Annotated in this window: 22 protein-coding genes and 1 tRNA gene; 14 read left to right on the plus strand and 9 right to left on the minus strand. The window is 40.4% G+C overall.

Going from position 1 to position 26503, the window contains the following annotated elements; translation table 11 throughout:
• Nucleotides 1-39 precede the first annotated feature (39 nt).
• Together I3259_RS08745 and folD are read right to left on the minus strand one after the other, a co-directional pair.
• The gene (locus I3259_RS08745; RefSeq protein ID WP_238029267.1) at nucleotides 40-702 is read right to left on the minus strand and encodes a hypothetical protein; all 663 of its coding nucleotides are present in this window, start codon (nucleotides 700-702) and stop codon (nucleotides 40-42) included.
• A gap of 155 nt (nucleotides 703-857) precedes the next feature.
• On the minus strand, nucleotides 858-1715 hold the full coding sequence (folD, locus tag I3259_RS08750) for a bifunctional methylenetetrahydrofolate dehydrogenase/methenyltetrahydrofolate cyclohydrolase FolD (protein ID WP_238029268.1): 858 nt from the start codon (nucleotides 1713-1715) through the stop codon (nucleotides 858-860).
• A gap of 307 nt (nucleotides 1716-2022) precedes the next feature.
• On the opposite strand from folD, the gene I3259_RS08755 reads away from it, so the two are divergent.
• The 8 genes from I3259_RS08755 (at nucleotide 2023) to I3259_RS08790 (ending at nucleotide 11763) form a co-directional block, all read left to right on the plus strand.
• Nucleotides 2023-2099, plus strand: a tRNA-Arg gene (locus I3259_RS08755).
• 468 nt (nucleotides 2100-2567) lie between these two features.
• Nucleotides 2568-3866: a trigger factor gene (gene tig / locus I3259_RS08760; protein ID WP_238029269.1), complete on the plus strand. Its 1299-nt coding sequence runs from the start codon at nucleotides 2568-2570 to the stop codon at nucleotides 3864-3866.
• 105 nt (nucleotides 3867-3971) lie between these two features.
• Entirely contained in the window at nucleotides 3972-4595 is a 624-nt protein-coding gene (clpP, locus tag I3259_RS08765) for an ATP-dependent Clp endopeptidase proteolytic subunit ClpP (RefSeq protein WP_238029270.1), read from the plus strand.
• 109 nt (nucleotides 4596-4704) lie between these two features.
• Entirely contained in the window at nucleotides 4705-5985 is a 1281-nt protein-coding gene (gene clpX / locus I3259_RS08770) for an ATP-dependent protease ATP-binding subunit ClpX (RefSeq protein ID WP_045127750.1), read from the plus strand.
• A 192-nt stretch (nucleotides 5986-6177) separates the two neighbouring features.
• Nucleotides 6178-8541: an endopeptidase La gene (gene lon / locus I3259_RS08775; RefSeq protein WP_238029293.1), complete on the plus strand. Its 2364-nt coding sequence runs from the start codon at nucleotides 6178-6180 to the stop codon at nucleotides 8539-8541.
• A gap of 219 nt (nucleotides 8542-8760) precedes the next feature.
• Nucleotides 8761-9033, plus strand: coding sequence for an HU family DNA-binding protein (locus tag I3259_RS08780; protein WP_005369098.1), 273 nt, complete (start codon nucleotides 8761-8763; stop codon nucleotides 9031-9033).
• Nucleotides 9034-9438: 405 nt separating this feature from the next.
• On the plus strand, nucleotides 9439-11331 hold the full coding sequence (gene ppiD / locus I3259_RS08785) for a peptidylprolyl isomerase (protein WP_238029271.1): 1893 nt from the start codon (nucleotides 9439-9441) through the stop codon (nucleotides 11329-11331).
• Nucleotides 11332-11469: 138 nt separating this feature from the next.
• The gene (locus I3259_RS08790) at nucleotides 11470-11763 is read left to right on the plus strand and encodes a ComEA family DNA-binding protein (RefSeq protein ID WP_105059699.1); all 294 of its coding nucleotides are present in this window, start codon (nucleotides 11470-11472) and stop codon (nucleotides 11761-11763) included.
• A gap of 44 nt (nucleotides 11764-11807) precedes the next feature.
• Here the strand turns inward: I3259_RS08790 and rrtA are convergent, their stop codons facing one another.
• Nucleotides 11808-12380, minus strand: a complete 573-nt coding sequence (gene rrtA / locus I3259_RS08795; RefSeq protein ID WP_238029272.1) for a rhombosortase — start codon at nucleotides 12378-12380, stop codon at nucleotides 11808-11810.
• A gap of 10 nt (nucleotides 12381-12390) precedes the next feature.
• Here rrtA and I3259_RS08800 point away from each other — a divergent pair, with 10 nt between their 5' ends.
• Nucleotides 12391-13002 carry a tRNA-uridine aminocarboxypropyltransferase gene (locus I3259_RS08800; RefSeq protein WP_238029273.1) on the plus strand — a complete coding sequence of 204 codons (612 nt, stop codon included), beginning with the start codon at nucleotides 12391-12393 and terminating at the stop codon, nucleotides 13000-13002.
• Nucleotides 13003-13052: 50 nt separating this feature from the next.
• Here the strand turns inward: I3259_RS08800 and I3259_RS08805 are convergent, their stop codons facing one another.
• From I3259_RS08805 to I3259_RS08815, 3 genes are all read right to left on the minus strand, one after another.
• On the minus strand, nucleotides 13053-14420 hold the full coding sequence (locus I3259_RS08805; RefSeq protein ID WP_238029274.1) for an anti-phage deoxyguanosine triphosphatase: 1368 nt from the start codon (nucleotides 14418-14420) through the stop codon (nucleotides 13053-13055).
• The gene (yfbR, locus tag I3259_RS08810) at nucleotides 14420-15004 is read right to left on the minus strand and encodes a 5'-deoxynucleotidase (RefSeq protein ID WP_105059702.1); all 585 of its coding nucleotides are present in this window, start codon (nucleotides 15002-15004) and stop codon (nucleotides 14420-14422) included. Before yfbR ends, I3259_RS08805 begins: the two co-directional genes overlap by 1 nt.
• A 147-nt stretch (nucleotides 15005-15151) precedes the next feature.
• On the minus strand, nucleotides 15152-16366 hold the full coding sequence (locus I3259_RS08815) for a pyridoxal phosphate-dependent aminotransferase (RefSeq protein ID WP_105059703.1): 1215 nt from the start codon (nucleotides 16364-16366) through the stop codon (nucleotides 15152-15154).
• A 354-nt stretch (nucleotides 16367-16720) separates the two neighbouring features.
• Here I3259_RS08815 and I3259_RS08820 point away from each other — a divergent pair, with 354 nt between their 5' ends.
• The 5 genes from I3259_RS08820 to menE all read left to right on the plus strand — a co-directional run bounded on the left by I3259_RS08820 (nucleotide 16721) and on the right by menE (nucleotide 23099).
• A complete protein-coding gene (locus I3259_RS08820; RefSeq protein ID WP_238029275.1) occupies nucleotides 16721-18097 on the plus strand; it encodes an isochorismate synthase in 1377 nt (458 codons plus the stop codon).
• Nucleotides 18088-19815: a 2-succinyl-5-enolpyruvyl-6-hydroxy-3-cyclohexene-1-carboxylic-acid synthase gene (menD, locus tag I3259_RS08825; protein WP_238029276.1), complete on the plus strand. Its 1728-nt coding sequence runs from the start codon at nucleotides 18088-18090 to the stop codon at nucleotides 19813-19815. Before I3259_RS08820 ends, menD begins: the two co-directional genes overlap by 10 nt.
• Entirely contained in the window at nucleotides 19799-20608 is an 810-nt protein-coding gene (menH, locus tag I3259_RS08830; protein WP_238029277.1) for a 2-succinyl-6-hydroxy-2,4-cyclohexadiene-1-carboxylate synthase, read from the plus strand. The genes menD and menH overlap by 17 nt, the downstream gene beginning before the upstream one ends.
• Before the next feature lie 92 nt (nucleotides 20609-20700).
• Nucleotides 20701-21675, plus strand: a complete 975-nt coding sequence (gene menC, locus I3259_RS08835; protein ID WP_238029278.1) for an o-succinylbenzoate synthase — start codon at nucleotides 20701-20703, stop codon at nucleotides 21673-21675.
• Nucleotides 21663-23099, plus strand: coding sequence for an o-succinylbenzoate--CoA ligase (gene menE / locus I3259_RS08840; RefSeq protein ID WP_238029279.1), 1437 nt, complete (start codon nucleotides 21663-21665; stop codon nucleotides 23097-23099). The genes menC and menE overlap by 13 nt, the downstream gene beginning before the upstream one ends.
• Nucleotides 23100-23173: 74 nt before the next feature.
• Here menE and I3259_RS08845 read toward each other — a convergent pair whose 3' ends face one another.
• From I3259_RS08845 to I3259_RS08855, 3 genes are all read right to left on the minus strand, one after another.
• Entirely contained in the window at nucleotides 23174-25048 is a 1875-nt protein-coding gene (locus I3259_RS08845) for an MFS transporter (RefSeq protein WP_238029280.1), read from the minus strand.
• Between the two features lie 14 nt (nucleotides 25049-25062).
• Nucleotides 25063-25659, minus strand: a complete 597-nt coding sequence (locus I3259_RS08850) for a TetR-like C-terminal domain-containing protein (RefSeq protein WP_238029281.1) — start codon at nucleotides 25657-25659, stop codon at nucleotides 25063-25065.
• Between the two features lie 205 nt (nucleotides 25660-25864).
• Nucleotides 25865-26269, minus strand: a complete 405-nt coding sequence (locus I3259_RS08855) for a TM2 domain-containing protein (protein ID WP_238029282.1) — start codon at nucleotides 26267-26269, stop codon at nucleotides 25865-25867.
• Between the last annotated feature and the right edge of the window lie 234 nt (nucleotides 26270-26503).

Consider the following 26503-nt stretch of genomic DNA (forward strand, 5'->3'; position numbering starts at 1 on the left):
TATTAAAAGAAAAGCGATGGTATTCCATCGCTTTTTTATTTATTTAATCTGCTCTAGTGAACTATGTTTACGTTGTTGCTCTTCGTAATGATGAATACTTTTTAATATTTCATGGTGAAATTTGTTACTTTCATGCACAAGGTTTGCGGTTGTTTCTAATGCATCAGCCATATGATTAAGTTTCCCCGTAGTTTCAATAAGAATATTTTTAACCGGAGCAAGCATTAAATAATAAATAGCAATAAGTACTAATATTAGTAATAGAAGAATTAGAGCAAAAAAAACAATCGTGTAGATCTTTATCTCATTAATGACAGTTTTAGATGCAGTAATAATCGGTTGACTTGTCTGTGCAACAGCTTGTGGTAGAGCTGCGACAGATTGATTAAATGTTTTTGCTAATGTGTCGATTTGTTGAAATGTTTCAATAACGGTCTGTTGCTGTGATGGCGTCAAGTTAGGATGTTTAGCCATTGTTTGTAATGATAATGCCATCTTTTCGATAGATTCAGCAGCGATAGTTGCGGGTTGCTCGATACCTGATAAATCAACACCGACATTAAAAGCGATCAATGCTTTATCATTATTAGGCGCTGTTACAGTATCTTTGATATCAAACTTTTGAGATGTTGTATTTGCAAATAACGAAGATGAAAAAAGAATACAACAACTAATAAAAAATAAGCGGAAGGAATGAATCATTTATTTCTCTACTTTATCAGATGGTTTAAATCTATAAATGGATGGAATTTTAACTTTTGCTATTATATCTGATAATTAGAAGTAGTCTGTTAATTAAAAAATAAATTGTTTTGGAAAATAAAAAGAGCAATAGATATTGCTCTTTTTATTTGAAATTATTCGCCGTGGAACTGCTCGCAAGCTAACATTGTATTTTCTATTAATGTTGCGACTGTCATTGGGCCGACACCACCAGGGACTGGAGTGATGTGTTTTGCTTTTTGGCTGGCAATATCAAATTCAACATCACCACATAATTTACCGTTATCTAATCGGTTAATACCCACATCAATAACGGTTGCACCTTCTTTGATCCAAGCACCAGGAATAAAGTTAGGTTTACCAACAGCGACGACAAGGATATCGGCACGGCGAACATGGCTCTCAAGATCTTGAGTAAAACGATGACAAGTCGTTGTTGTTGCGCCTGCTAATAATAACTCGAGTGTCATCGGGCGCCCGACAATATTAGAAGCGCCAACAATGATCGCTTCTTTACCTCGAACAGGAATATTATAACGATCTAAGAGTGTCATCACACCTTTAGGGGTACAAGAACGCAGTTTCGGTATACGTTGACTTAAGCGGCCAACATTGTATGGATGGAAACCATCAACGTCCTTTTCAGGATCAATACGTTCTAAAATTCGCGTACTGTCCATACCTGCTGGTAATGGAAGCTGGACTAAAATGCCATCAATCGTCGGATCTAGATTTAATTCGTCAATTAGTAGTAATAACTCTTCTTCTGAAGCGGTTGATGGTAGATCAAATGATTTAGAGACAAAGCCGACTTCTTCACAAGCTTTGCGCTTACTACCGACATAAATTTGAGAAGCAGGATCTTGACCTACGAGCACAACAGCTAAGCCGGGTGCACGAAGACCAGCATCAGTACGAGCTTTCACTCTAGCGGCAACTTCCTGTCGAACTGTTTGGGATATTAATTTCCCATCAATAATTTGGGCGGTCATGGTAATCCTTTTTATATAGGCTAAGCATGTGGACGCTATTATTGTGTCAGAAAATGATAATATTAGCCATAGCGCAAACGTTTGCTTTTTGTTCGTTGAATAATAATGATATTGAGAATAACGATATTAAGTCTTTATCGTTGAAGGGAATACGTGTGAATAAGTGAGGGGATAAAACTGAAATTAAAACAGATTGGTTTAACTTTAATCGGTTGGCTGTTTAAATCATGAAATTTAAAGTAAACGTATTGACCTAAATGATTAGCAACGTATAATCCTGCCTCGTAACGTCATGTTACACAATGATGCGCCCTTAGCTCAGCTGGATAGAGCACGTCCCTTCTAAGGATGTGGTCGCAGGTTCGAATCCTGCAGGGCGTGCCATTCTCTCTTCTTTATTTATAATCTTCAATATTTAATACATTTCTAATTTCTTCAAATACAAAAAATCACTCTATTTGTTAGTATTGAATGTCTAAAAAATGATTTCTATTTACTTCCTATTTGCGTTAATTCGACTGTTTTTCCAACATTTGAACCCAAAAAACGCAGAGATCTACGATTATTTTCTCCTTACCCCTTGAAATGCTCGTTATAGACCCTATCTTGTGTTTCAGTTGTAGAGCTAGATAGCAGTTTAGTCTATCTCATCTCGACGTCACCTAAGTGTGCCGTTATAATAACGCGCTTTAATTTCTAAGTTGGATGAGCAGATCTGACAGTTTAGAAATAAAGTAAAAGAATTGAGGCGTTATGGTTTTCGAGCCGTAACACGAAAAGGATGCCACCGTCAGTAAATGGCTGTTCGGCAACATCACTCAGAAAGCTGAGTAAGTTTTGAGGTTAAATATAATGCAAGTTACCGTTGAAACCACTGAAGGCCTAGAACGCCAACTAACAATCACTGTTCCTGCTGCAAACATCGAAGATGCAGTAACAGCTGAACTAAAGAAAATTGCTAAAACTCGTCGTTTCGACGGTTTCCGCCCTGGTAAAGCACCAATTAAGATGGTTGCTAAAATGTTTGGCGCATCAGTTCGTCAAGACATTCTTGGTGAAGTAATGCACCGTCACTTTATCGAAGCTATCGTTAAAGAGAAAATCAACCCAGCAGGCGCGCCAACATTTACTCCAGTAGAAATTGCTGAAGGTAAAGACCTAGTATTTAAAGCGACTTTCGAAGTATTCCCAGAAATCGCACTTCAAGGTCTAGATAAAGTTGTTGTTGAGAAGCCAGTTGTAGAAGTAACTGAAGCTGACGTTGATACAATGCTTGATACTCTACGTAAGCAACAAGCTACGTGGACTGAAGTAGACGCAGCAGCTGATGCAAACAGCCGTGTAACTATCGACTTCGTTGGTACTATCGACGGTGAAGAGTTCGAAGGCGGTAAAGCTGAAGGTTTCGCACTTGCTATGGGCCAAGGTCGTATGATCCCTGGTTTCGAAGAAGGTGTTGTGGGTAAAAAAGCAGGCGAAGAGTTTACTGTAGAAGTAACGTTCCCTGAAGAATACCACGCTGAAAACCTAAAAGGTAAAGCTGCAACATTCGCTATCAAACTTCACAAAGTTGAAGCACAAGAGCTTCCTGAACTAACTGAAGAGTTCGTTGCTAAGTTCGGCGTTGAAGACGGTTCTGTTGACGGTCTTAAAGCTGAAGTTCGTAAGAACATGGAGCGTGAACTTAAGCAAGCTGTTAAAGGTCGCATCAAAGATCAAGTTCTTAACGGTCTTGTTGAGCAAAACGATATCACAGTTCCTGCTGCTCTTATCGATCAAGAAATCGAAGCACTACGTCAGCAAGCTGCACAACGCTTTGGCGGTGATGCTAAGAACATGCCTGAACTACCACGTGAATTGTTCGAAGAGCAAGCTAAGCGTCGCGTAGTAGTTGGTCTTCTAGTTGGTGAAGTGATCAAGTCAGAAGAGCTAAAAGCAGACGAAGAGCGCGTTAAAGCAATCATCGCTGAAATGGCTTCTGCATACGAAGATCCATCAGAAGTAGTTAAGTACTACGAAACTAACGAACAGCTAATGAACAACATGCGTAATGTTGCTCTAGAAGAGCAAGCAATTGACGCACTTCTAGCGAAAGCACAGGTTTCTGATAAAGACGTTAGCTTCAATGAGCTAATGAACCCAGTTGCTTAATTTGCTGAAATTGATGTAGAGATTTGACATTATCTCAAGTCTTCTGCTAACAATGGTCCGTGTGAGTCATTTCATTCGGGCCATTTATTTTAGGGAAATAACGTTATGAGCTACCAAGAAAAAAACGCCATGTCACCAATTTTGGATGCGCTGGTACCTATGGTGGTCGAGCAGACTTCTCGTGGTGAGCGTTCTTACGATATCTATTCTCGTCTCTTAAAAGAGCGTGTGATTTTCTTAACAGGTCAGGTTGAAGATCACATGGCTAATTTAGTAGTAGCCCAGCTACTATTTTTAGAGTCAGAAAACCCAGATAAAGACATCTTCTTATACATTAACTCTCCAGGTGGTTCTGTTACTGCGGGTATGTCAATCTATGACACAATGCAGTTCATCAAGCCTAATGTGAGCACTGTGTGTATGGGGCAAGCATGTTCAATGGGAGCATTCTTACTTGCTGGTGGTGCGAAAGGTAAGCGTTACTGTCTGCCTAACTCACGAGTAATGATTCACCAGCCATTAGGTGGTTTCCAAGGACAAGCATCGGATATCCAAATCCATGCACAAGAAATTCTAACAATCAAACAGCGTCTAAACGGTTTGTTGGCTGAACATACAGGCCAACCACTAGAGGTTGTTGAGCGTGATACTGACCGTGATAACTTTATGTCTGCAGATCAAGCTGTAGAATATGGTTTAGTGGATGCTGTGTTGAGTAAGCGTGACTAAGTACTTATTTAGCTGATTAGCTCTAGATAGTTAACGCAGCAAAATAAGCCGACTTGTTATACACTCAAGACAAGGCAATGATGGGAATACCCCAATAAGAGGTTAGCGAATGACAGATAAGCGAAAAGAGAGTGGTAGCAGTAAGCTATTGTATTGCTCTTTCTGCGGTAAAAGTCAGCATGAAGTTCGCAAGCTGATTGCAGGCCCTTCCGTTTATATTTGTGATGAATGCGTTGATTTGTGCAACGACATTATTCGCGAAGAAATTAAAGAAGTGATGCCTAAACGCGATGGTGATGAACTGCCGACTCCGCAAGAAATTCGTAACAACCTAGATGATTACGTAATCGGGCAAGCACATGCGAAAAAAGTGCTAGCTGTTGCGGTATATAATCACTACAAACGTCTACGTAATGGCGATACAACTAGTGAAGGTGTTGAGCTAGGTAAGAGTAATATCTTACTTATTGGTCCTACTGGTAGTGGTAAAACGCTATTAGCTGAAACACTAGCACGAATGTTAGATGTGCCGTTTACGATGGCTGACGCAACAACGCTAACTGAAGCGGGTTACGTGGGTGAAGACGTAGAAAATATTATCCAGAAATTGCTACAGAAATGTGATTACGACGTGGCGAAAGCTGAACGTGGTATTGTTTACATTGATGAGATCGATAAGATCTCTCGCAAATCAGATAACCCATCGATCACTCGTGACGTATCTGGTGAAGGTGTACAGCAAGCATTACTGAAGTTGATTGAAGGTACTGTTGCATCTGTTCCACCACAAGGTGGTCGTAAGCATCCTCAACAAGAGTTCTTACAAGTTGATACTTCTAAGATCCTATTTATCTGTGGTGGTGCATTTGCAGGCCTAGATAAAGTTGTTGAGCAGCGTGTAGCAACAGGAACTGGTATTGGCTTTGGCGCAGAAGTGCGTTCAAAAGACCAAACAGATACATTAAGTGATCTGTTTGAGAAAGTTGAGCCTGAAGATCTTGTTAAATATGGTTTGATTCCAGAATTTATCGGTCGTCTACCAGTGACTGCAACATTAGGTGAGCTTGACGAAGAAGCACTCGTTCAGATCCTTCGTGAGCCTAAGAACGCACTAACTAAACAGTATGCTGCGTTATTAGAGCTTGAGAATGTTGAACTTGAGTTTCGTGATGATGCACTTGTGGCTATTGCACGTAAAGCAATGGAGCGTAAAACAGGTGCTCGTGGCCTACGTTCTATTGTGGAAGCGGTACTGCTTGATACTATGTATGAGCTACCATCTCAGCAAGGTGTAAGTAAAGTTGTTATCGATGAGTCAGTAATTAAAGGTGAATCTGAACCTCTACTGATTTATGAGAATACGGAAGCACCAGCAGCTGCAGCTGAGTAAGTGTCTAATAAGTGCACATAAAGGCTAAAAAAAGGAGGCATAAGCCTCCTTTTTTATTTTCTGTTACTTCTTTCGTTGAATAATCATGTTTTACCCCCATATACTCAATATAAGCTAACTTTCTAGTCGTATTAAGTAAGTGACTCAATCAGTTACTTAATACGATTAGTATTGACAGGAAGAGAGATGAATATGAACCTGGAGCGTTCTGAGCGCCTTGAGATCCCGGTTCTGCCACTGCGTGATGTGGTGGTGTACCCTCATATGGTTATTCCATTGTTTGTGGGACGGGAAAAATCTATTCGTTGCCTAGAATCGGCAATGGAGAATAATAAACAGATTCTGTTGGTTGCCCAAAAAGAAGCAGCGACAGATGAACCGTCAATCACTGATCTTTATGATGTCGGTACTGTTGCCACTATTTTACAGCTGTTGAAGTTACCAGACGGTACAGTAAAGGTACTGGTTGAAGGTCAACAACGTGCCAAAGTTGAAGATTTAGCTGATGATGAGTTTTTTACCGCTCATGCTGAATATTTGGTTACGCCAGAAATGGATGAGCGTGAACAAGAAGTACTTGTTCGCACTGCTATCAGCCAATTTGAAGGTTTTATCAAGCTTAATAAAAAGATCCCGCCAGAAGTTTTAACTTCACTTAACGGTATCGATGAAGCTGCACGTCTAGCTGATACCATTGCAGCGCATATGCCGCTAAAATTGGCAGATAAGCAGAAAGTATTAGAAATTGTTGATATTACAGAACGTTTAGAGTTCTTAATGGCAATGATGGAATCCGAGATTGATTTGCTTCAAGTTGAAAAACGTATCCGTGGACGCGTTAAGAAGCAAATGGAAAAATCTCAGCGTGAGTATTACTTAAATGAGCAAATGAAGGCTATCCAAAAAGAATTGGGTGAGCTTGATGATGCGCCAGATGAGTTTGAAGCGCTAAAGAAAAAGATTGAAGAATCTAAAATGCCAGCAGAAGCTCGTGAAAAAACCGAGCAAGAACTGCAAAAGTTAAAAATGATGTCACCAATGTCAGCGGAAGCAACCGTTGTTCGTGGTTACATTGATTGGATGTTAAGCGTTCCTTGGTACAAGCGCTCTAAAGTGAAAAAGAGCCTTGCAAAAGCTGAAGAAGTGCTAAATGCCGATCACTATGGTCTTGAGCGTGTGAAAGAACGCATTCTTGAGTACCTCGCAGTACAAAGTCGTGTAAACAAGCTAAAAGGTCCAATCCTATGTTTGGTTGGTCCTCCAGGTGTTGGTAAAACGTCTCTAGGTCAATCGATTGCAGCGGCAACGGGCCGTAAGTATGTTCGTATGGCATTGGGTGGGGTACGTGATGAAGCGGAAATTCGTGGTCATCGTCGTACTTATATCGGTTCTATGCCGGGTAAATTGATCCAGAAAATGGCAAAAGTTGAGGTGAAAAACCCACTTTTCCTATTAGATGAAATTGATAAAATGTCATCTGATATGCGTGGTGATCCAGCGTCAGCATTACTAGAAGTGTTAGACCCTGAGCAAAATAGCGCATTTAATGATCACTACCTAGAGGTTGACTACGATTTATCTGACGTAATGTTTGTTGCTACATCTAACTCGATGAATATTCCTGGTCCATTGCTTGACCGTATGGAAGTTATTCGTCTATCGGGTTATACCGAAGATGAAAAGTTAAATATTGCTAAGAATCACTTACTTGAGAAACAAATTAAACGTAACGGTTTAAAAGTAGGTGAGTTGACTGTTGATGATTCTGCGATTATTGGCATTATTCGTTACTACACGCGTGAAGCGGGTGTTCGTAGCCTTGAGCGTGAAATATCTAAACTTTGCCGTAAAGCAGTGAAAGAAATTTTACTTAATAAAGACATTAAACACGTTGAAATCAGTCAAGATAATTTAAAAGATTACTTAGGCGTTCAGCGTTGCGACTACGGCAAAGCTGACGAAAGTAATCGTATAGGTCAAGTGACAGGACTTGCGTGGACAGAAGTAGGTGGTGATCTATTAACCATCGAAACTGAATCTATGCCAGGTAAAGGTAAGTTAACTTACACAGGTTCACTGGGTGATGTGATGCAGGAATCGATTCAAGCGGCAATGACGGTAGTACGTTCTCGTGCTGAGCGTTTAGGTATTGCAGCTGATTTCTACGAAAAGCGTGATATTCACGTTCACGTACCTGAAGGTGCCACACCGAAAGACGGCCCGAGTGCCGGTATTGCAATGTGTACAGCACTTGTTTCTAGCTTGACCGGTAATCCAGTTCGTGCTGATGTTGCAATGACGGGTGAAATTACACTTCGTGGTGAAGTTTTACCTATCGGTGGTTTGAAAGAAAAACTATTAGCAGCACATCGTGGTGGTATTAAAACAGTACTGATTCCAAAAGAGAACGAACGTGATTTGGAAGAAATCCCAGAGAATGTTATTGCCGATTTGGAAGTGCGTCCTGTACGTTGGATTGATGAAGTGTTAACTGTTGCACTTCAGAATAATCCGACGGGTATTGAGCTGGTAAATGCTCAAAATAGTGACCTGTAGCAAAATTAACTAAATAAAAAACGCTTTCAAAGACAAAAGTCCTTGTCAGCGTTTTTTTGTCTGGCTATAAGTTAACTTCTAATCCGCGCTAAGCGATGTATTATTAAGACCTGTAAGTTTCTATCAATACAATCAGGTCTAGAAACAATTTATTGTCTACTATTCACAGCGTCTCAGTGACGAGTTACGGGTAGGCAAGTTCATTAAGGGGATTTAATCGTGAACAAAACTCAACTAGTAGATAAAATCGCAGAAAGCGCAGATATTTCAAAAGCATCAGCTGGTCGTGCTTTAGACGCATTCATTGAAGCGGTATCAGACACATTGAAAGACGGTGAGCAAGTTGCGTTGGTTGGTTTTGGTACTTTCTCTGTACGTGAACGTGCAGCTCGTACTGGCCGTAATCCGCAGACAGGTGCAGAAATTCAAATTGCAGCTGCAAAAGTACCTGGTTTTAAGCCGGGTAAAGCGCTAAAAGACTCTGTTAACTAAGAAATAGTTGGTTTTTTCTGACTGTTTTGTCATGTTATCATGGCTTAAATATTGCTACTGGAAAGGGTATACTGATCCAGTACAACAAAGGCGCATCGGTTGATGCGCTTTTTTTACTTTATAATGATGTCTATTTGACTAGGGATTTATTCTTCTGCTTCTTAACCAATGCAAAGAACATTTCATTAGTCAAATCGGTATCAAGTTATCATACTATGCGCTTTGTAGCTTATTGTGTTAGTGCTATCTTTAGTTTAAAAGCTAATACAGCAGGTTATTTACGTTTTAGTCAGTAACGGCTTAATAATATTGAAGGTTCGGCTATCACGTTGATACCGATATTTTGTGCACACATTTGTAGTTCGAAACCGTGCCAGATCGAACAAGTAGGAGAGACGGCAAATTATGATGGAGCGATTGCGCGAAGGCGCTAACAGCATCTGGGTTAAGATTATTCTTAGCTTAATTATTTTTTCTTTTGTATTTGCTGGTGTCGGCAGTTATCTGGCGGGCGGTAATGAGCAAGTTGCAGCAAAAGTTAATGATAAAGAAATTAGTCAGCGTGCATTCGAGCAGGCTTATCAAAATCAACGTAACCAAATGCAGCAACGTTTAGGTGATTACTTCTCAACACTGATGGGTGATCCTGCTTATGTACAGCAGTTCCGCAATAGCGTGCTTGAGCGTATGGTTAATGATGAGTTGATTGAGCAACGCGCAACAGAGCTTGGCCTTGGCGTGAGCGATGCTCAAGTGAAGCAAGCGATTGTAGCAATGCCTGCTTTCCAAGTTGACGGTGTGTTTAATAATGAACAATATAATTTAACGTTACGTCGTGCTGGAATTTCTCCTGAGCAGTTTGCAGAGTCAATCCGTAAAGACATGCTACGTCAACAATTCTTAAGCGCATTAGAAGGCAGTGACTTCGCACTTAATAATGAATTGAATGAACTTCGTAAGCTTGAATCACAAGAGCGTGTTGTTCGTACTTTGAAGCTGAATCTTGCAGACTTTACCGATAAAGTAACGGTAACGGATGAAGAAGCCAAAGCTTATTATGATGAGAATAAAACGCAGTTTACGCGCCCAGCTCAAGTAAAAGTGTCTTACATTGAATTATCAGGTAAAGATCTTGTTAACACGATTAAGATCACTGACCAAGAAGCTGAAGCGTATTACAACGAACATAAGAGTAAATACAGCACTGCTGAGAAGATTCAAGTTAGCCATATCTTAGTAAAAGGCGATAGCGATGCTTCTAAAGCAAAAGCGGAAGCATTACTGGCTGAGTTGAAAGCTGGTGCTAACTTTGCTGATGTTGCGAAGAAATCATCCGATGATACTTTCAGTGCAAAAGATGGTGGTAAGCTTGATTGGTTCGGTAAAGGTGTGATGGATCCTGCGTTTGAAGAAGCAGCGTTTTCATTAGCAAAACCAGGTGATATGTCTGGTCTTGTGAAGTCTTCTTTTGGTTACCACATTATTTTACTTGATGGTATCGAAGAGCCTAAAGTGAAACCTTTTGCTGATGTGAAAGCGAGTATTGTCGCTGAACTTCAAGAGCAGCAAGTAGCAGAGCAATTCTATAAGCTACAAAGTAAGCTAGCTGAAACGGCATTTGAATCACCAGACTCTTTAGATGATGCAGCAGAAGCTGTAAAGGCGAAGATCATCAAGACAGGCTTTATCTCATTACAAGATGAGAAAGGTGTGTTAAGTGATAAGAAAGTACAAGAAGCATTACAAAGCCCTGAGGTTCATGACGACGGTATGAATTCTGATGTGATTGAGATTGCACCAGAGCATGTTGTTGTTGTTCGTGTTGATGATGCACGCCCTGAATCAGTGCTGCCATTTACCGATGTTGAAGCAAAAGTGAAAACACTACTCGCTCAACAAAAAGGTGAGAAGCAAGCAACTGAGAAGGCTGATTCAATCATTGCGGCACTACGTGACGGTAAGTCAGATGTTGTAGCAAAAGATGGCTTAAGCTTCTCTGGCGATCAAACTATAACTCGTTCAGGTCCTGATGCTAATGTGGCACGTGTTGCGTTTACACTACCTAAACCAAAAGACGGTAAAGTGTCTTATGGTATGACACGTGACAACAAAGGTAATGTTGAAATCATTGCATTAGATAAAGTTGTGAATGTTGCGCCATCGAAAGATGATGTCGATACTCAGTTTGCAACTCAAGTTGAGAATATGTTTGCTCAACAAGATCTATCAGCAACGCTTCAGACATTACGTGAGTCAGCGAAAGTGACTTACCCAATGTTGGACAAGCCAGCAAACTAATTGAAATTTACATTTCTATTAACGGGCCGCCATTGTGCGGCCCGTCGTTTTTTTATCTTTTATTTTTAAATAACCCCCTCATCGTCCTTCTTTTCTTTTTATCCTTTTTAAACACTCATACCAATAAAGGATACAAAGATGTACTCATATCGCTTGTTTAAAGCCATTACGCTAGCGGGTGGATTAGCACTCGTCCCTTTAAGTCACGCTGCTGACAACATGCATGAAGGTATTGATATAAAAATTAATATTAATACTGCTAATGTTGAGCAATTGGATACATTACTAATTGGCATTGGAGCTGAGAAAGCACAAGCGATTATTAATTATCGAAAAGTGAATGGTAAATTTGCGAGTGTCGACGATTTAACAAAAGTGAAAGGGATCGGTGAGGCGACTGTTGATAAAAATAGAAAACGTATTGAATTGTAATTATTAACTTTAACGGGAGCGAGCATGCTCCCGTATATTGATAGTCATTTAAATCGATTATATTCGACTTGAGAGTTGATTTTTTGCTTGATAAGCAAGGCATAAAGTATGCCTGTGATTGCACCAATCAAATGGGCTTCAGTTGCTACACGTACTCCAATCAATTCTTCAGAGCTCACAGAGCCACCAAAGTATTGTTCCCAACAGATCTTAATGAGAAGTGCTAGGAGTAAGAGCCATCCACCCCGAGTTTTTGATTGGATATCACGAATACAACCCCAAGCAAAGATGCCATGTAGTACACCAGAAAAACCCGCATACCAAGTAATACTGGTAGCAAAGAGTCCAATACCTATAGTGAACGATAAAGTTAAGATCAATAGGCTATAAGCTTTAGCATTAAAATGGGCACGGAAAATATAGCTAATGATTGCAAAGGCACTAGCATTCATTGCAAGATGCACCCAATTGGTATGTGTGAAATTTCCTGATAGGATCCGCCATAATTCGCCATTAATAATTTCTTGGCGATCCCAAACTAATAATGGCTGACATTGTGGTAATTGAGCTATAACCATCATGATTATCGCAATAACAATATAATTTCGAATAGACAAGGCAACCTCAATGAGTCGGTACTGTGATAACTGTGGTAAAGCAAACAAAGCCTGCATTTGCCACTGGATAAAACCTATTGCAACTCAAACAGAGTTATGGATTTTACAACATCCATCAGAAGTTAAACGAGCAATTGGCACTGCAAGAATACTATCACTTTCTTTACCCAATAGCCGACTTTGGGTAGGTGAAGATTTTTCGCAGCATGAGGAATTAAATACAGCTTTAGCTGAGTCTGATCGTGATATTTATGTAGTTTACCCAGGAGAGCGTGCGACAGCACTGTCTGATATCGTCGAACATGCTCAGTCGTCTCGAAAAAATGTGATTATCTTACTTGATGGGACTTGGAAGAAAGCCTACAAAATGTGGCAATTATCGACCAATTTACATCAGCTACCGTTAGTCCATTTAGATAATGTAGAGACTGGAAACTATCGTATTAGAAAATCGCCAAAAGAGCAGGGAGTATCAACGGTTGAGGCGGGATATTTAGCATTATCAGTGTTAGAGCCAACATCTTTAAATCTTCAGCCATTGCTCGATACATTCGAAAATATGATTAATTTTCAAATTCAACAAATGCCGCCCGGCGTATTTGATAAAAACTATAAAGGCTAGTTTGTACACAAAAGGGAGCATGGGCTCCCTTTATATTCACTGGTTAATGATTAAAAGCCATAACCATTATTGCTTATACCTGTTTCAGAGGTAGGTAAGAATAATGTGCTATAAAGACGTTGAGAGAATCCATCCGTCATGCCTGAAATGTAATCGGCAATGATCCTAAGCTCGTTATCTCTCAGCTCTTTAGCTTCTAACCAACGCATGCGAGTATTATCTGGTAACAATCTTTCGGGATCAGAAGCAAATGCTTCAAAGAGTTCCATGATCAATTGTTGTCCTTTATATTCCGACAGTTGTATCTCTGGTTTTTTTACCACATAGATACTTACGAACTGTTTAAGCACTTCTAAAGCGCGCTCCATAGGCTCGGATAAAAAGGCATTCCATTGTAATAATGGCTCATCAAAAAAATCAGTACCGTTTTGAATCGTAGGGCTAATGGTGATAGAAGTAAGTAAACCATTGACCAGCGCTCCAATGGCATCTTTACGCTGATGATGGCTAGCAAACATCAACTCGCTTATATCACCAATACGTTCCTCAAGCCACGGGTCTCCACATTCTGCTATTTTTGAGGCAACCGCTTCTTGCCAATCATCGCGTGTCACAATCCCCATCACGATGGCATCCTCTAAATCATGGACACCGTATGCAATGTCATCCGCTAATTCCATGATTGAACAATCTAATGATTTAAAACGTGTCTTACAGGGTTCTCGTGGCGATAAACGCTCACAACGCATTTGCGCAAAGAGGGCTTTATCTTTGTCTGATAACGGGCTTAATACCCAATCAAAGACTTCTTTATCATCCACATATAAGCCTTTCGCTGGATACCAGTCTTTTGCTTTAAGGTGACGAAAGTTCACGACATCTGGTGCACGCTCTGGAGCGGTAGTTTCACTGAGTAGGGCTGGGTATTTTAGTAAACCAAGCAAGGTACGTCTTGCTAGGTTCATACCATACCCTTCGGTATAAGGTTCCAGTAAGGTTACGATTCGAAAAGTTTGTGCGTTTCCTTCAAAGCCGCCATGATTTCGCATCATGTAATTTAAGGCGACTTCACCGCCATGGCCAAAGGGTGGGTGACCGATATCATGTGCTAAGCACAAACTTTCCATTAAACTGGTTGAAGGGAGTAATGATTTAAACTCAGGTTGTTTTAATTTGAGTTGTGCAACGATCCCTGTACCGATTTGTGATGCTTCTAGCGAGTGGGTGAGTCGAGTCCGATAGAAGTCGTGATTACCAGCACCATGGACTTGAGTTTTTGCTTGTAAACGACGAAAGGCGGCAGAATGAAGAATTCGGGCTCGATCGCGCTGAAAAGCTGAACGGTGATCATCTCGACGCATTTTTTGTTCGTTATAAAAGCGTTCTTCCCATGCTGGTGAGATAGTAAATTCTGTCATTAACTAATATCGTCCAAAGTAAGATTAAAGCTATCAGCGAATGTCTCAAGAAAATAGGTCATCTCAGGTGTTTTGCGTTGCTCAAGGGTTTCTTCCAATCTTTTCTTCGCTCGAGTAAATTCATGGTTCCCTGCACTGAGTTCTTCAAGGCATTTTATATAAGCGCATAATGTATCGGCTTGTTTAACAATAGCTGCATTTTCAGCATCAATTTTATGGCTATCAAGCAGAGATGCATAATCATCCTGAAATTCTTCAGGAAGCATAGAAATAAGTCGTTGTTCGGCTGCTAATTCGATTTTCTTATATTCTTCAGCAATCGCAGGGTTGTAGTATTTTATTGGGGTTGGCATATCACCTGTGAGTACTTCACTGACATCGTGAAACATACCTTGCAGCGCGATACGTTCAGGGTTTAGATTCCCACCAAATTTACGATTTTTAATTAACGCAAGTGCATGAGCGACAAAAGCAACTTGAAGGCTGTGCTCGGAGATATTTTCAGTTTCGACACTTCGCATTAATGGCCAGCGTTGAATTAAACGCATACGAGCAAGGTGAGCGAAGAAATGACTTTTTTCCATGATGATCAATTCTCTTAAACTAAATGTGCTGATGAGCAGCATCTATAGATGTTATGCACTAAAGGTAACAGAAGTTAGGGAAATATTGACAGTTTTTAGTTAATAAAAAGCCCCGGTTTACCGAGGCTTAAGAATTGTTTGCAAAGGCTATTGACGATAGCTATGTAAGAAGCGCTCTAAGCGTCCCATTGCTAGTTCAAGATCATCGACATGGGGTAAGGTTACAATGCGGAAGTGATCTGGTTGTTTCCAGTTAAATCCGGTTCCATGTACAACAAGCACTTTCTCTTGCAGTAAAAAGTCCATTGCCATTTTTTGATCGTCTTGAATATTAAATTTCTTCTGATCTAATTTCGGGAATAAATACAACGCGCCTTTTGGCTTAACACAAGAAACTCCAGGGATTTGAGTTAATAGATCATAAGCTTTATTGCGCTGTTCGAGTAGGCGTCCACCCGGCAAGATTAATTCATTAATGCTTTGGTAACCACCTAATGCGGTTTGAATGGCATGCTGCATAGGTACGTTGGCACACAAACGCATTGATGACAGCATTTCTAACCCTTCGATGTAACCTTTAGCACGGTGTCTTGGTCCTGAAATGACCATCCAACCTGCACGGAAACCACATACTCGGTATGATTTTGAAAGGCCATTGAATGTTACGCACACCACATCTTCTGCTAATGGAGCAATAGAGGTATGTTGTGCACCATCGTAAAGAATTTTGTCATAGATCTCATCAGCGAAAATAATCAAATCGTGTTGACGTGCAATTTCAACCACTTCGATCAGAAAATCTCGGCTATATACCGCGCCCGTCGGGTTATTCGGATTGATTAATACAATACCGCGAGTATTTGGCGTGATTTTTTTCTTTATATCATCAAGATCTGGATACCAATCCGATTGTTCATCACATGTGTAGTGAACCGGTGTACCACCAGAGAGTGAGACTGCCGCTGTCCATAATGGGTAATCAGGTGATGGGACCAATATTTCATCTTTATGGTTTAGCAGTGCTTGCATTGCCATAACGATTAATTCAGAGACACCGTTACCTATGTAAACATCTTCGACATCAAGATCAAGTAAGCCGCGCTTTTGGTAGTGTTGAACAACGGCTTTACGCGCAGAATAAATGCCTTTTGAATCACAGTAACCTTGGGATGTTGGTAGATTACGGATCACATCCACGAGAATTTCATCAGGGGCATCAAAACCAAACGGTGCTGGATTACCGATGTTTAGTTTGAGTATTTTTTGCCCTTCTTCTTCCATACGCTTAGCGTGTTTCAGAACGGGACCACGTATGTCATAGCAAACATTATTAAGCTTGGATGACATCCCGAATTTTTGCATATGAGGCTTTCCTGATGATTATTAGGTATAACCACAAATTACACTATAAAAGAGGGAGATAGGAACACCTTTTAGATGATAATTATGTAAAAGAGTGTTTTGTTTTATTTGGGCAGAATGAAAGTGGCGTGTTTAACTAGGATAAGTAAAGTTGAATAGACGTTTCTGCTAGTTCGGTAAGTAATACAATTGTGTTACTTCATTAGTCAGATGCTTTTTAGTGAGGTAGAATGATACATCATTCTTCTTTACTCAGATAATCAGTGGTTATTATCTCTATTTTAATAAATAAGTGACTATTCTTAGTAAAGAAAATATGTCGAAGAGAGTGACATATGTATCTTTCAGCCAGGGATGAGCCGTATTGGTGTAATAGAGCTGAGCGAGGTTATCTTGACTGCGTTACAACAAGCCGTTGAACTATTAATTGCTAAATTAGAGCAAGCATCTGTAACAACCCAGCGTATATTGGTTAAATTAGATTTACCAAAACATATCGACCTGATTGATTGGATGGATACACAAGCCTTGTATCCTAAATTTTATTGGCAATCACGTAATTGCCGAGAAGAGGTTGTCGCGCTAGGCCAAATAAAAACATTTACTGATCCTAAAGCCGCTGAGAAAGTGATTTCTAATGAGCAGCGAATTTGGGGTGGGCGCTCTTTTGATGGAAGAACAGAGCGAAATAAACGTTGTTTATCCTCTTTTTTCTTTTTACCGTTGCTTGAATTAAGTCGTCTAGATAATGAATGGCATATTGCTGTTAACGTCGGTGAAGATCGCGCACGTATTGTGGCAGCATTACAACAGTTGATGTTTGATACATCAATGATCAGTGGTATTCAAAGTAAAATTTTAAATCGTAGTTACATGCCGGATTTTTCTGGTTGGTCAAGCATGCTAACACGGGCATTAGATGCGATTGAAAATAAAGAATTTGAAAAAGTGGTGCTTGCTCGACGAACAAAGTTACAGCTTGATAAACCCGTATCACCCGCTCAACTATTGAAAGCGAGTTGCGCTAATAACAGCAATAGTTTTCACTTTTTAATGGCGCTGGATGAAAAGCATGGTTTTATGGGCTCAACGCCAGAACGATTATTTCAACGTCATGAACATGCGATTCAAACAGAAGCGTTAGCGGGTACAATTGGCCGTGGTAAAGATGATGTTGAAGATCAACAATTAGCACAATGGTTATTGTCAGATAATAAAAATCGCTACGAAAATCGTTTAGTGGTTGATGATATTGTTAATCGATTAGTGCCATGTAGCCAATCGATGAATGTATCCCAAACCCCAGAATTAGTTCAACTACGTAAAGTCCAACACTTAAAGCGAAGCATTGATGCTGAATTAAATAGTGGCGTCTTTAGTGCTGATTTATTAGATAACTTACAACCAACGGCTGCGATTGCTGGATTACCTCGTGATCCTGCTCTTCATTTTATCGCTGAAAACGAACCTTTTTCTCGCGGTTGGTATAGTGGTGCAGTGGGTTATATTAGCCAACACCATAGTGAGTTTTGTGTTGCGATTCGAAGTGCGTTAATTATTGAAGGTGAAGTCCATTTATTTGCAGGTGCTGGCATTGTTCCAGGCTCCGTTGCTGAAAGTGAATGGAAAGAGCTTGATCGGAAAACATCAACACTCTGCAGTCTATTTGAACAAGAAACGAATAACCCGTTAGCTGCTGAAATGGAGTATAAAAGCGCCTCATGCAATTAACTTTACCGAGTAGTCTCGCTTATCGAGCTGCATTAAATAGTTGTTGGGCTGAGCTAATACTTGAAGAGTTAGTTCGACAAGGTGTTCAGCATGTTTGTATTGCTCCTGGATCTCGTTCAACACCATTAACGTTAGCAGCAGCAAAACAGCAAAAATTGACGATTCATACTCACTTTGATGAACGTGGTTTAGGCTTTCTCGCATTAGGTTTAGCAAAGGCATCACAAACGCCCGTTGCGGTGATTGTGACATCAGGCACTGCGGTTGCTAATTTATTACCCGCAGTTGCTGAAGCTGGGTTAACAAAAGAAAAGTTAGTGCTGTTAACCTCAGATCGTCCTGTTGAACTACTGCAATGTGGGGCTAACCAAGCTATTCGTCAATACGGTATTTTTTCACAGCACGTAACAGAATTTATTGATCTACCAGCCCCTACACTTGATATCTCTCCTAATTGGTTATTAGGCGCGATTGATGAGTTGATGCATCAACAACAGTTACGTGGCGGTGCCATTCATTTAAATTGCCATTACCCTGAGCCGCTATATGGCGAGGCGGTAGATTTTTCAAGCTATTTAGCACCGGTTAAGCTGTGGCAAACAACAGTATTACCGTATTGCCAACATCAACAAGCGATCAGCTCTGATATTGTGATTGATTCAGTGCAATGGCAGCGTTTGTGCGACAAAAAAGGTTTAATTGTTGCAGGTAAATTAGCACCTAATGAACTTGCTGATGTGAAAGCGTTAGCAACTCGATTAGGCTGGCCGTTATTGGTAGACCCTCAAGCTGGAGGCTCCAGCGAATATGCGGGTTTTGATGGTTGGTTACAAAATTCAGCCTGTGCTGAAGTATTGTCTCAAGCACAAGTATTACTGCAATTTAGTGCACGGATTGTGTCTAAACGTTTATTACAGTTTATTGGCGAGCAGCGGTGGGATGATTATTGGTTAATCGACCCACAACAAGGACGTTTAGATCCTCATAATCATTCTGGCTCTCGTATCCAAGCGAATGTGAGCGCGTGGATCTGTACGGCGCTATTTGATGAAAAAACATCAGCACATAGTGGATGGGCATTACCTTTAGTGGATGCGTCTAAGCGCTATCGTGAAATAGCTAAGCGGCATTGTGACGATTTATCTGAAACGTCATTAGCAGCATTATTGAGAGACTGGCTAGTACCTGATTCTGAGTTATTCCTCGGTAATAGCATGATTGTTCGATTGCTGGATATGTTTGGTGATTTACCCACAACAGCGACATTTACCAACCGTGGTGCATCAGGTATTGATGGGTTAATAGCAACGGCAGCCGGTGTGCAACGCGCTAGAAAAGTGCCATTAGTGATGTTATTAGGTGATACGTCGTTTTTATATGATCTCAATTCCCTCGCATTATTAAAGCAAACCTCATTACCTATGGTTGTGATTGTCACGAATAATGATGGTGGTGGTATTTTTGATATGTTACCGGTACCAGAGCAGCAAAAAGATGACTTTTATCGCATGCCTCATGGTTTTGAATTTAGCCATGCTGCAGCCATGTTTGAATTGAACTACCAGCGTCCAACCACGTTAGCAGAAGCCCAAACTGCGGTAGTGGATGCACAACAGGTTAACCAAACAACGATCATCGAAATTAAAACGCCAGCGGGAGAGGCTGGGCAGATGTTAAAAGAGATCTTTTCTGAGGTAAAACGTGCGTCTTTACTCTGAAGTGTTTGGGAAACGCCCGCAAGCAAACCAACCCGTGATAGTTTTTCTGCACGGGTTATTAGGTTCGGGTCGGGATTGGCGATTAATTACTTCAGCCTTAATGCACCAATACTGTTGTGTAACAATCGATCTGCCAGGGCATGGTTTTAGTGCGTCAGTACCTATGCCACTAGATGATTCTGATATTGGCTTTAAGCAGAGTTATCAGGCGGTATTAAAAACCTTGGAACAACGAGGTATTCAACGTTTTGTGCTGGTGGGGTATTCATTAGGTGCGCGACTTGCCATGTATCTTGCAACGCAATTAGCAAATGAGAAGGCCACGAAGAATCAGCTAAGATTGCAAGGTGTCTTTTTAGAAGGCGGTCACTTTGGGTTACCGCTTGCAGATCGTGCAGTACGGCTGAATAACGATAAAGCATGGGCTGCACGATTTTCTCAACAACCTCTTATTTCAGTGTTGAATGATTGGTATCAACAAACTGTTTTTTCATCACTGAACCATGACCAAAGACAAAGCTTAGTCGCTAAACGTAGTGATAACCTTGGAAAAGGTGTCGCGAATATGTTGCTAGCAACGTCATTATCTAAACAACCATTATTACTCACACCGCTACAAAACTTAAAATTACCCGTTCGTTATGTCTGTGGTGAATATGATGCAAAATTTCGTCAGATCGCTATGCAATCAGAGCTAAGCGTAGAAGTGATCCCTGATGCTGGTCATAATATTCATGTAGAACAACCACATGCATTTATATCTGCCTTATCTGCTTTTATTCAAAAGTTGTAACGAGCCATTGTAATTAAAGTGATTTAATATTCCGTTAGGCTGCTAAGGTTTAGCGTGTTTCATGCTCTGGTATTAATTAAAGGTTATCAAGAATGCGCAGCGTTAAGTTATATCAATATCAGTTACCGATGGATTCTGGTGTTATCTTACGTGATCAACGTTTAGTGACACGTGAAGGTTTTGTTGTCGAACTTAGTTTAGGGGATAAGGTTGGTGTCGGTGAAGTCGCACCACTGCCCGAGTTTAGTCATGAAACAGTTGAGCAAGCCTTAGAGCAAATAAAACAATTACTCGAACTTTGGCTTCAAGGGCAAGAGATCGATATAGATGATGCCTATCCCTCTGTGGCCTTTGGCTTAAGTTGTGCAATGGCAGAGCTAGCTGGTGAGTTACCTCTTGCTGCTAACTATGCGGTAGCGCCATTATGCTCAGGAGATCCTGACGAGTTGATTGAGCGCTTAAATACCGCAAATGGCGATAAAGTCGCTAAAATTAAAGTCGGCATGTATGAAGCGGTACGTGATGGTATTGTTGCTAATATGTTTATTGAAGCCATTCCAGGTATTCATTTACGTTTAGATGCCAACCGTAAATGGACACCGCTCAAAGCGCAGCAATTTGCTAAATATGTGAAACCTGAAAACCGTCAAGGGATCGCATTTTTAGAAGAGCCTTGTATTAAACCTCAAGATAGCCTGCTTTTTGCTGAGCAAACAGGTATTAATATTGCTTGGGATGAAACCGTCCGTGATCCTCATTTTGAAGTAAAAGCACAACCAGGTGTTGCGGCAATTATTATCAAACCCACACTAACAGGTAGCTTAGCGCGTTGTATTGAGCTGGTGGAACAAGCTCAAGCGGCAGGGTTAACGGCTGTAATTAGTTCGAGTTTAGAATCAAGTCTAGGCTTAAATCAGTTAGCGCGTTTAGCACAGTGGAAAACACCCAATGTGATCCCAGGTTTAGATACCATGCAATTGTTTAAAGCACAATTGGTGACGCCTTGGCCTGATAGTGAACTTCCTATGATCTCTTTAGCAGAATTAGACCTAGTATGGCAGAAATAAAACACGATTTTCTAACATGGCCTTGGCAGCGATGGGCTGCAGAGCGTCCATCAGATATCGCCATCTCTTTAGGTAATAAAGAAGACGGTGCGCAAACATATACATGGGCCGATGTCTCTTCAAACGTTGATGATTACGCACAAGGTTTAGTTGAACAAGGCGTTAAGCGTGATCAACTTGTGGCCGTAATCGCTGATAATTCGATTCAAGTATTATGGTTGATGCTTGCTATTTTTCGGGTGGGAGCACGCTATGTTGGTCTCAACCCGAAGTTGTCTTTTTCTGAATTACAGCAACAGCTAGTGATGTTAGATAATGACTATATTTGGTCGGATACTGAGCATGATATAACAGCGCTAACTGGGAAAAATATCGAGCTGCAATTATCAACTGTAGCACGTATGGTGCCAGTGACATGGCAGGAACATCGTCCAATGACACTGACATTAACATCAGGTTCATCGGGTGTACCCAAGGCGGTGGTTCATAATGCTGAGTCACATTTAGCCAGTGCTTCTGGCTTGCTAAGTCAAATGACATTTACAGCAGAAGACAGTTGGTTATTGTCATTACCGTTATTCCATATTTCAGGTTTAGCGATTGTATGGCGCTGGTTATACCGGGGTGCCTGTTTAGTTATTGTTGATAAAGCACAGCAGCAACACGCATTGCATTGGGTGACTCACGCATCGTTAGTACCAACTCAATTACAACGTTTACTCGATAGTGTTGATAGTACCGTAACACCATCATCTATGATGCTGAAACAAGTGTTATTAGGTGGTGCACATATTCCTGTTACGCTCACTAATAAAGCGCACAACGTTGGTATTCGCTGTTGGTGTGGTTACGGCATGACGGAAATGGCGTCAACAATATCGGCTAAACAAGCGAATGATAGTAGCGGTGTTGGCAACGTATTACCGAATAGAGAATTATTTCTACGCGATGGCGAGATCTTAGTTAGAGGTAAAAGCTTGTGCTTAGGCTATTACCGTAATCACACGATTTTTTCTATTTTAGATAACCATGGACATGATGGGGAATGGTTTGCAACCAAAGACATGGGTGAGTGGCATGATGATGAGCTATTTATTCATGGTCGCGCAGATAACATGTTTATCTCCGGTGGTGAGAATATTCAACCAGAAGATATTGAAGTGGTATTGTTACAGTATCCAGAGATAGAGCAAGCTGTTGTTCTACCGGTTGATGATTATGATTTTGGTCAACGTCCTGTTGCTATTGTGAAAGCAACCAGTCCGATGGATGCGGTATTTATCGATCATCTGATGACTTATATGAATGATAAAGTGGCTGCGTTTAAGCGCCCAATTCGTTATGTTGCTTTACCTGATGGCGATATTTATCAAGGGATAAAACTTTCTCGGACGAAGTTAGCCAACTGGTTATCTAAGCAATAATAAAAAGGCGAAGCTAATATATAGCTTCGCCTTTTTAATCTATTTGTTAGTTAAAACTTAAGCAAATAAGAGTGTTATTTTCTATTGCCACGTAATTGCGTCACTTGTTGATATAACAATTGGCTATTTGCTTCTTGGGAAGACATGCATTCACCAGCGACAATGGTTACTTGTGACCAGAAACGTTTTGGCCATTTCAATAATGCAACACCACCTTCACGGCTAAAATAGCTACCCCATAACCCCTGCAATGCAACGGGGATCACCGTGACATTAGAACGTTTAATGATTAAATCAATTCCACGCATAAACGGGGCTATTTCACCATCAAAGGTGAGCTGCCCTTCTGGAAATACGCAAACAATATCGCCATTATCCAAATATTCTGACACTTTGGAAAAAGCATTACGAATAGATGAACGGTCATTGGCATCGACAGGAATTGCTTTACATGCTTTACAGAATGTTTTGATCATTGGCAGGTTATAAATATCACGATCCATTAAAAAGCGGATAGGGCGTGGACAGCTACCTGCTAACAATAGTGCATCCATGTAGCTGACATGATTACAGACAAGTAATACGCCACCTTGATCAGGAATATTATTAACGTTCTGCTTTTTAACGCGATATATCGTATGGGTGATCATCCAAACCACAAAGCGCCAAAAAAAATCAGGAGCTTGGAAGTAGATATAGACAACAACTAATGAATTAACTGCCGCTAAAATTAAGAAGAACGCTGGAATTGAGAGTTTTAAAATAGATAAGAAGACTATGGCTGAAATAGCACTGGCGACCATAAACACAGCATTCCAAATATTATTTGCGGCAATAATCTGTGCGCGTTCATCCTCTTTAGATCGCTGCTGCATTAAGGCATAAAGTGGAACAATAAAAATACCGCCAGCAACACCAAGTAAAAGCAATGATGCAAAGATCGGCCATAGACTTGGTGTAGTTATAAATGCGATTAGACTCTGAGTTTGTACTGTAGTAACTGGAGTAAGGAAATATAAACCAGCACCAAATAACGTGATCCCTAAACTACCAATAGGTACTATCCCTGGATCAATACGGTGTTGAGATAAGCGATCACAACACATTGAACCAATAGCAATACCAATAGAAAATAACATCAGTAAGAAAGAGACAGAGGCGGCATTACCACCAAGGCTGATTTTTGCATAATTAGGAAACTGTGTGAGATAGCAAGCCCCTAAAAACCAAAACCAACTAATCCCTAAAATACATTGGAAAATTGTTTTGTCTTGGCGTGCAATCGCCATGGTTGAACGGGTTTGTTTAATCGGTTGCCACTTGAACGTTGCTTTCTTTACCGTAGGTGGTGCGCTGGGAATAGCAAGGGATGTGAGGTAGCCTAATATCGCAAAAAAAATCACAGATGCTGCTGCAATATAGTGCGCGTTATGGCTGTCGGCGATAAAACCGGCGAGTAATGTACCAAGCAAAATAGCTAAAAAGGTGCCCGTTTCAACTAAAGCATTGCCTGATATCAACTCTTCTGATTTTAAGTGTTGGGGAAGTAAGGCATATTTTGCAGGGCCAAAGAAAGCCGATTGCGTCCCCATTAAAAAGAGTAACACCAGCAGAGCAGAATAACTTTGATAGAAGAAGGCTATTGCTGCAAGGCTCATTATCACAATTTCTGCTAGTTTTACGCGGCGCATGATCAATGCTTTATCATATTGATCAGCAATAACACCAGCAGAAGCTGAAAATAAAAAGAAAGGTAAAATAAATAGCCCAGCGGCAATGTTAATCAGTAAATTAGCACTTAGTGGCAGGCTATCAACAGAAGCGTAAGCGATCAGGATTAATAATATATTTTTGTAAACATTATCATTAAATGCCCCAAGTGCCTGCGTTAAAAAATACGGTAAAAAACGCCGTTTGGTTAGAAGACTCGATTGGGGCTTTGTGGTCATTTACGCTATCTCTATTACTGTTTCCACTTATTTAGATAAGTATCTAAAAGGTTATCAATAAGTGCTTTGCCATCAACAGGGGTTGAGGTAAAGAGCTTATCATCCACAGTAAGCAATGTAATACCGTGCACACCAGCCCAAATAACGCGGCTTGTTTCCAGTACTTCATCTTCAGATATGTTGCTGCTAACTTGACCAATCAATGATTCCAACATGCCAGTCATGTTATTGATTCGATCTGATTGCCATTCAGGTAAATCTTCGCCATTCATGGTGTGTTGGAAGATTAATTGCCAGCGGTATGGATGAGCAATTGCAAAGTCGAGGTAGCAATATGCGAGACTACGAAGAGCCTGCTCTGGATTAGTTGCTCCTGTTAAGCAGGCTTGTGCTTCTTGAGATAATTCATCAAGTGTTTGGGCTACTGCGTGTAGCAACAGTAAATTATAGTTACCAAAGACATTGACTAATGTACTTGGTACATAACCAATCATAGCGGCGACTTTACGTAAACTTAGCTCATGATGAGGATGCTCATTGAGAAAGTTTTTTACCTGCTCCAGTGTCATGCTTACCAACTCTTCACGAGTATGGTCATTTCTTCTTGCCATGAGTATTACTCTTTGATGTGTTTGCTTATCGTATATTACAAAACTGACGTTCGTTAATTATAGAACAACGTTCAATATTTTTATTGTTATCTAATCGAAAAGCACAGTTGTCACGAATTTGATGTAAGAAACATGTTGTGACAATTTTATTTTTCGAAGGTTGGAAATGATATATTGTCACAACAAAAATCACCAATATTAAACGCTATACAGCTTTATTCTTGGTGTTTTCTAAAGAAACTTGATCGTTTAACGTCCAAAAATCGATAAGAATACCGATCAGGAAGAACCCAAAGGTACAAAGATAAAGTATCCCTGTGATCCATTTCCCCATGTACATGCGGTGGACGCCAAACACACCAAGGAAGGTAAGCAGTAGCCAAGCGATATTATAATCAATATCACCACTTGCAAAACGTAAGTCCGATTCTCTATTCATTGATGGAATTAAGAACAAGTCAATCAACCAACCAATACCGAACAGACCTAAGGTTAAAAACCAAATCGTTCCTGTTACTGGTTTGCCATAATAAAAGCGGTGAGCACCCGTAAAGCCAAATATCCAAAGTAGATAACCAATGAGTTTACTGTGAGTGTTATTCTCTTGCATAAAAATATCCATGGTTGTGTTGAAAATATCGTAAGATAAAAACAACAAAGACTTAACGTTTGATTACTTATAAAAGACCACTTTTGATGGATAAAGTGCCATGAAAAGAAGAACTTTTTTATAAGTGGCTTAAATAAAAAACAGTATACAAAAATATTTAGGCGCTGTATTCAATAATGATGAAATTATAATCGTTAAATGTTAAGGGATGGTAACAATTTCACGGCGGCTTTG

The sequence above is a fragment of the Photobacterium sp. Ph5 genome (assembly GCF_022129445.1).
Taxonomy (GTDB): Bacteria; Pseudomonadota; Gammaproteobacteria; order Enterobacterales; family Vibrionaceae; genus Photobacterium.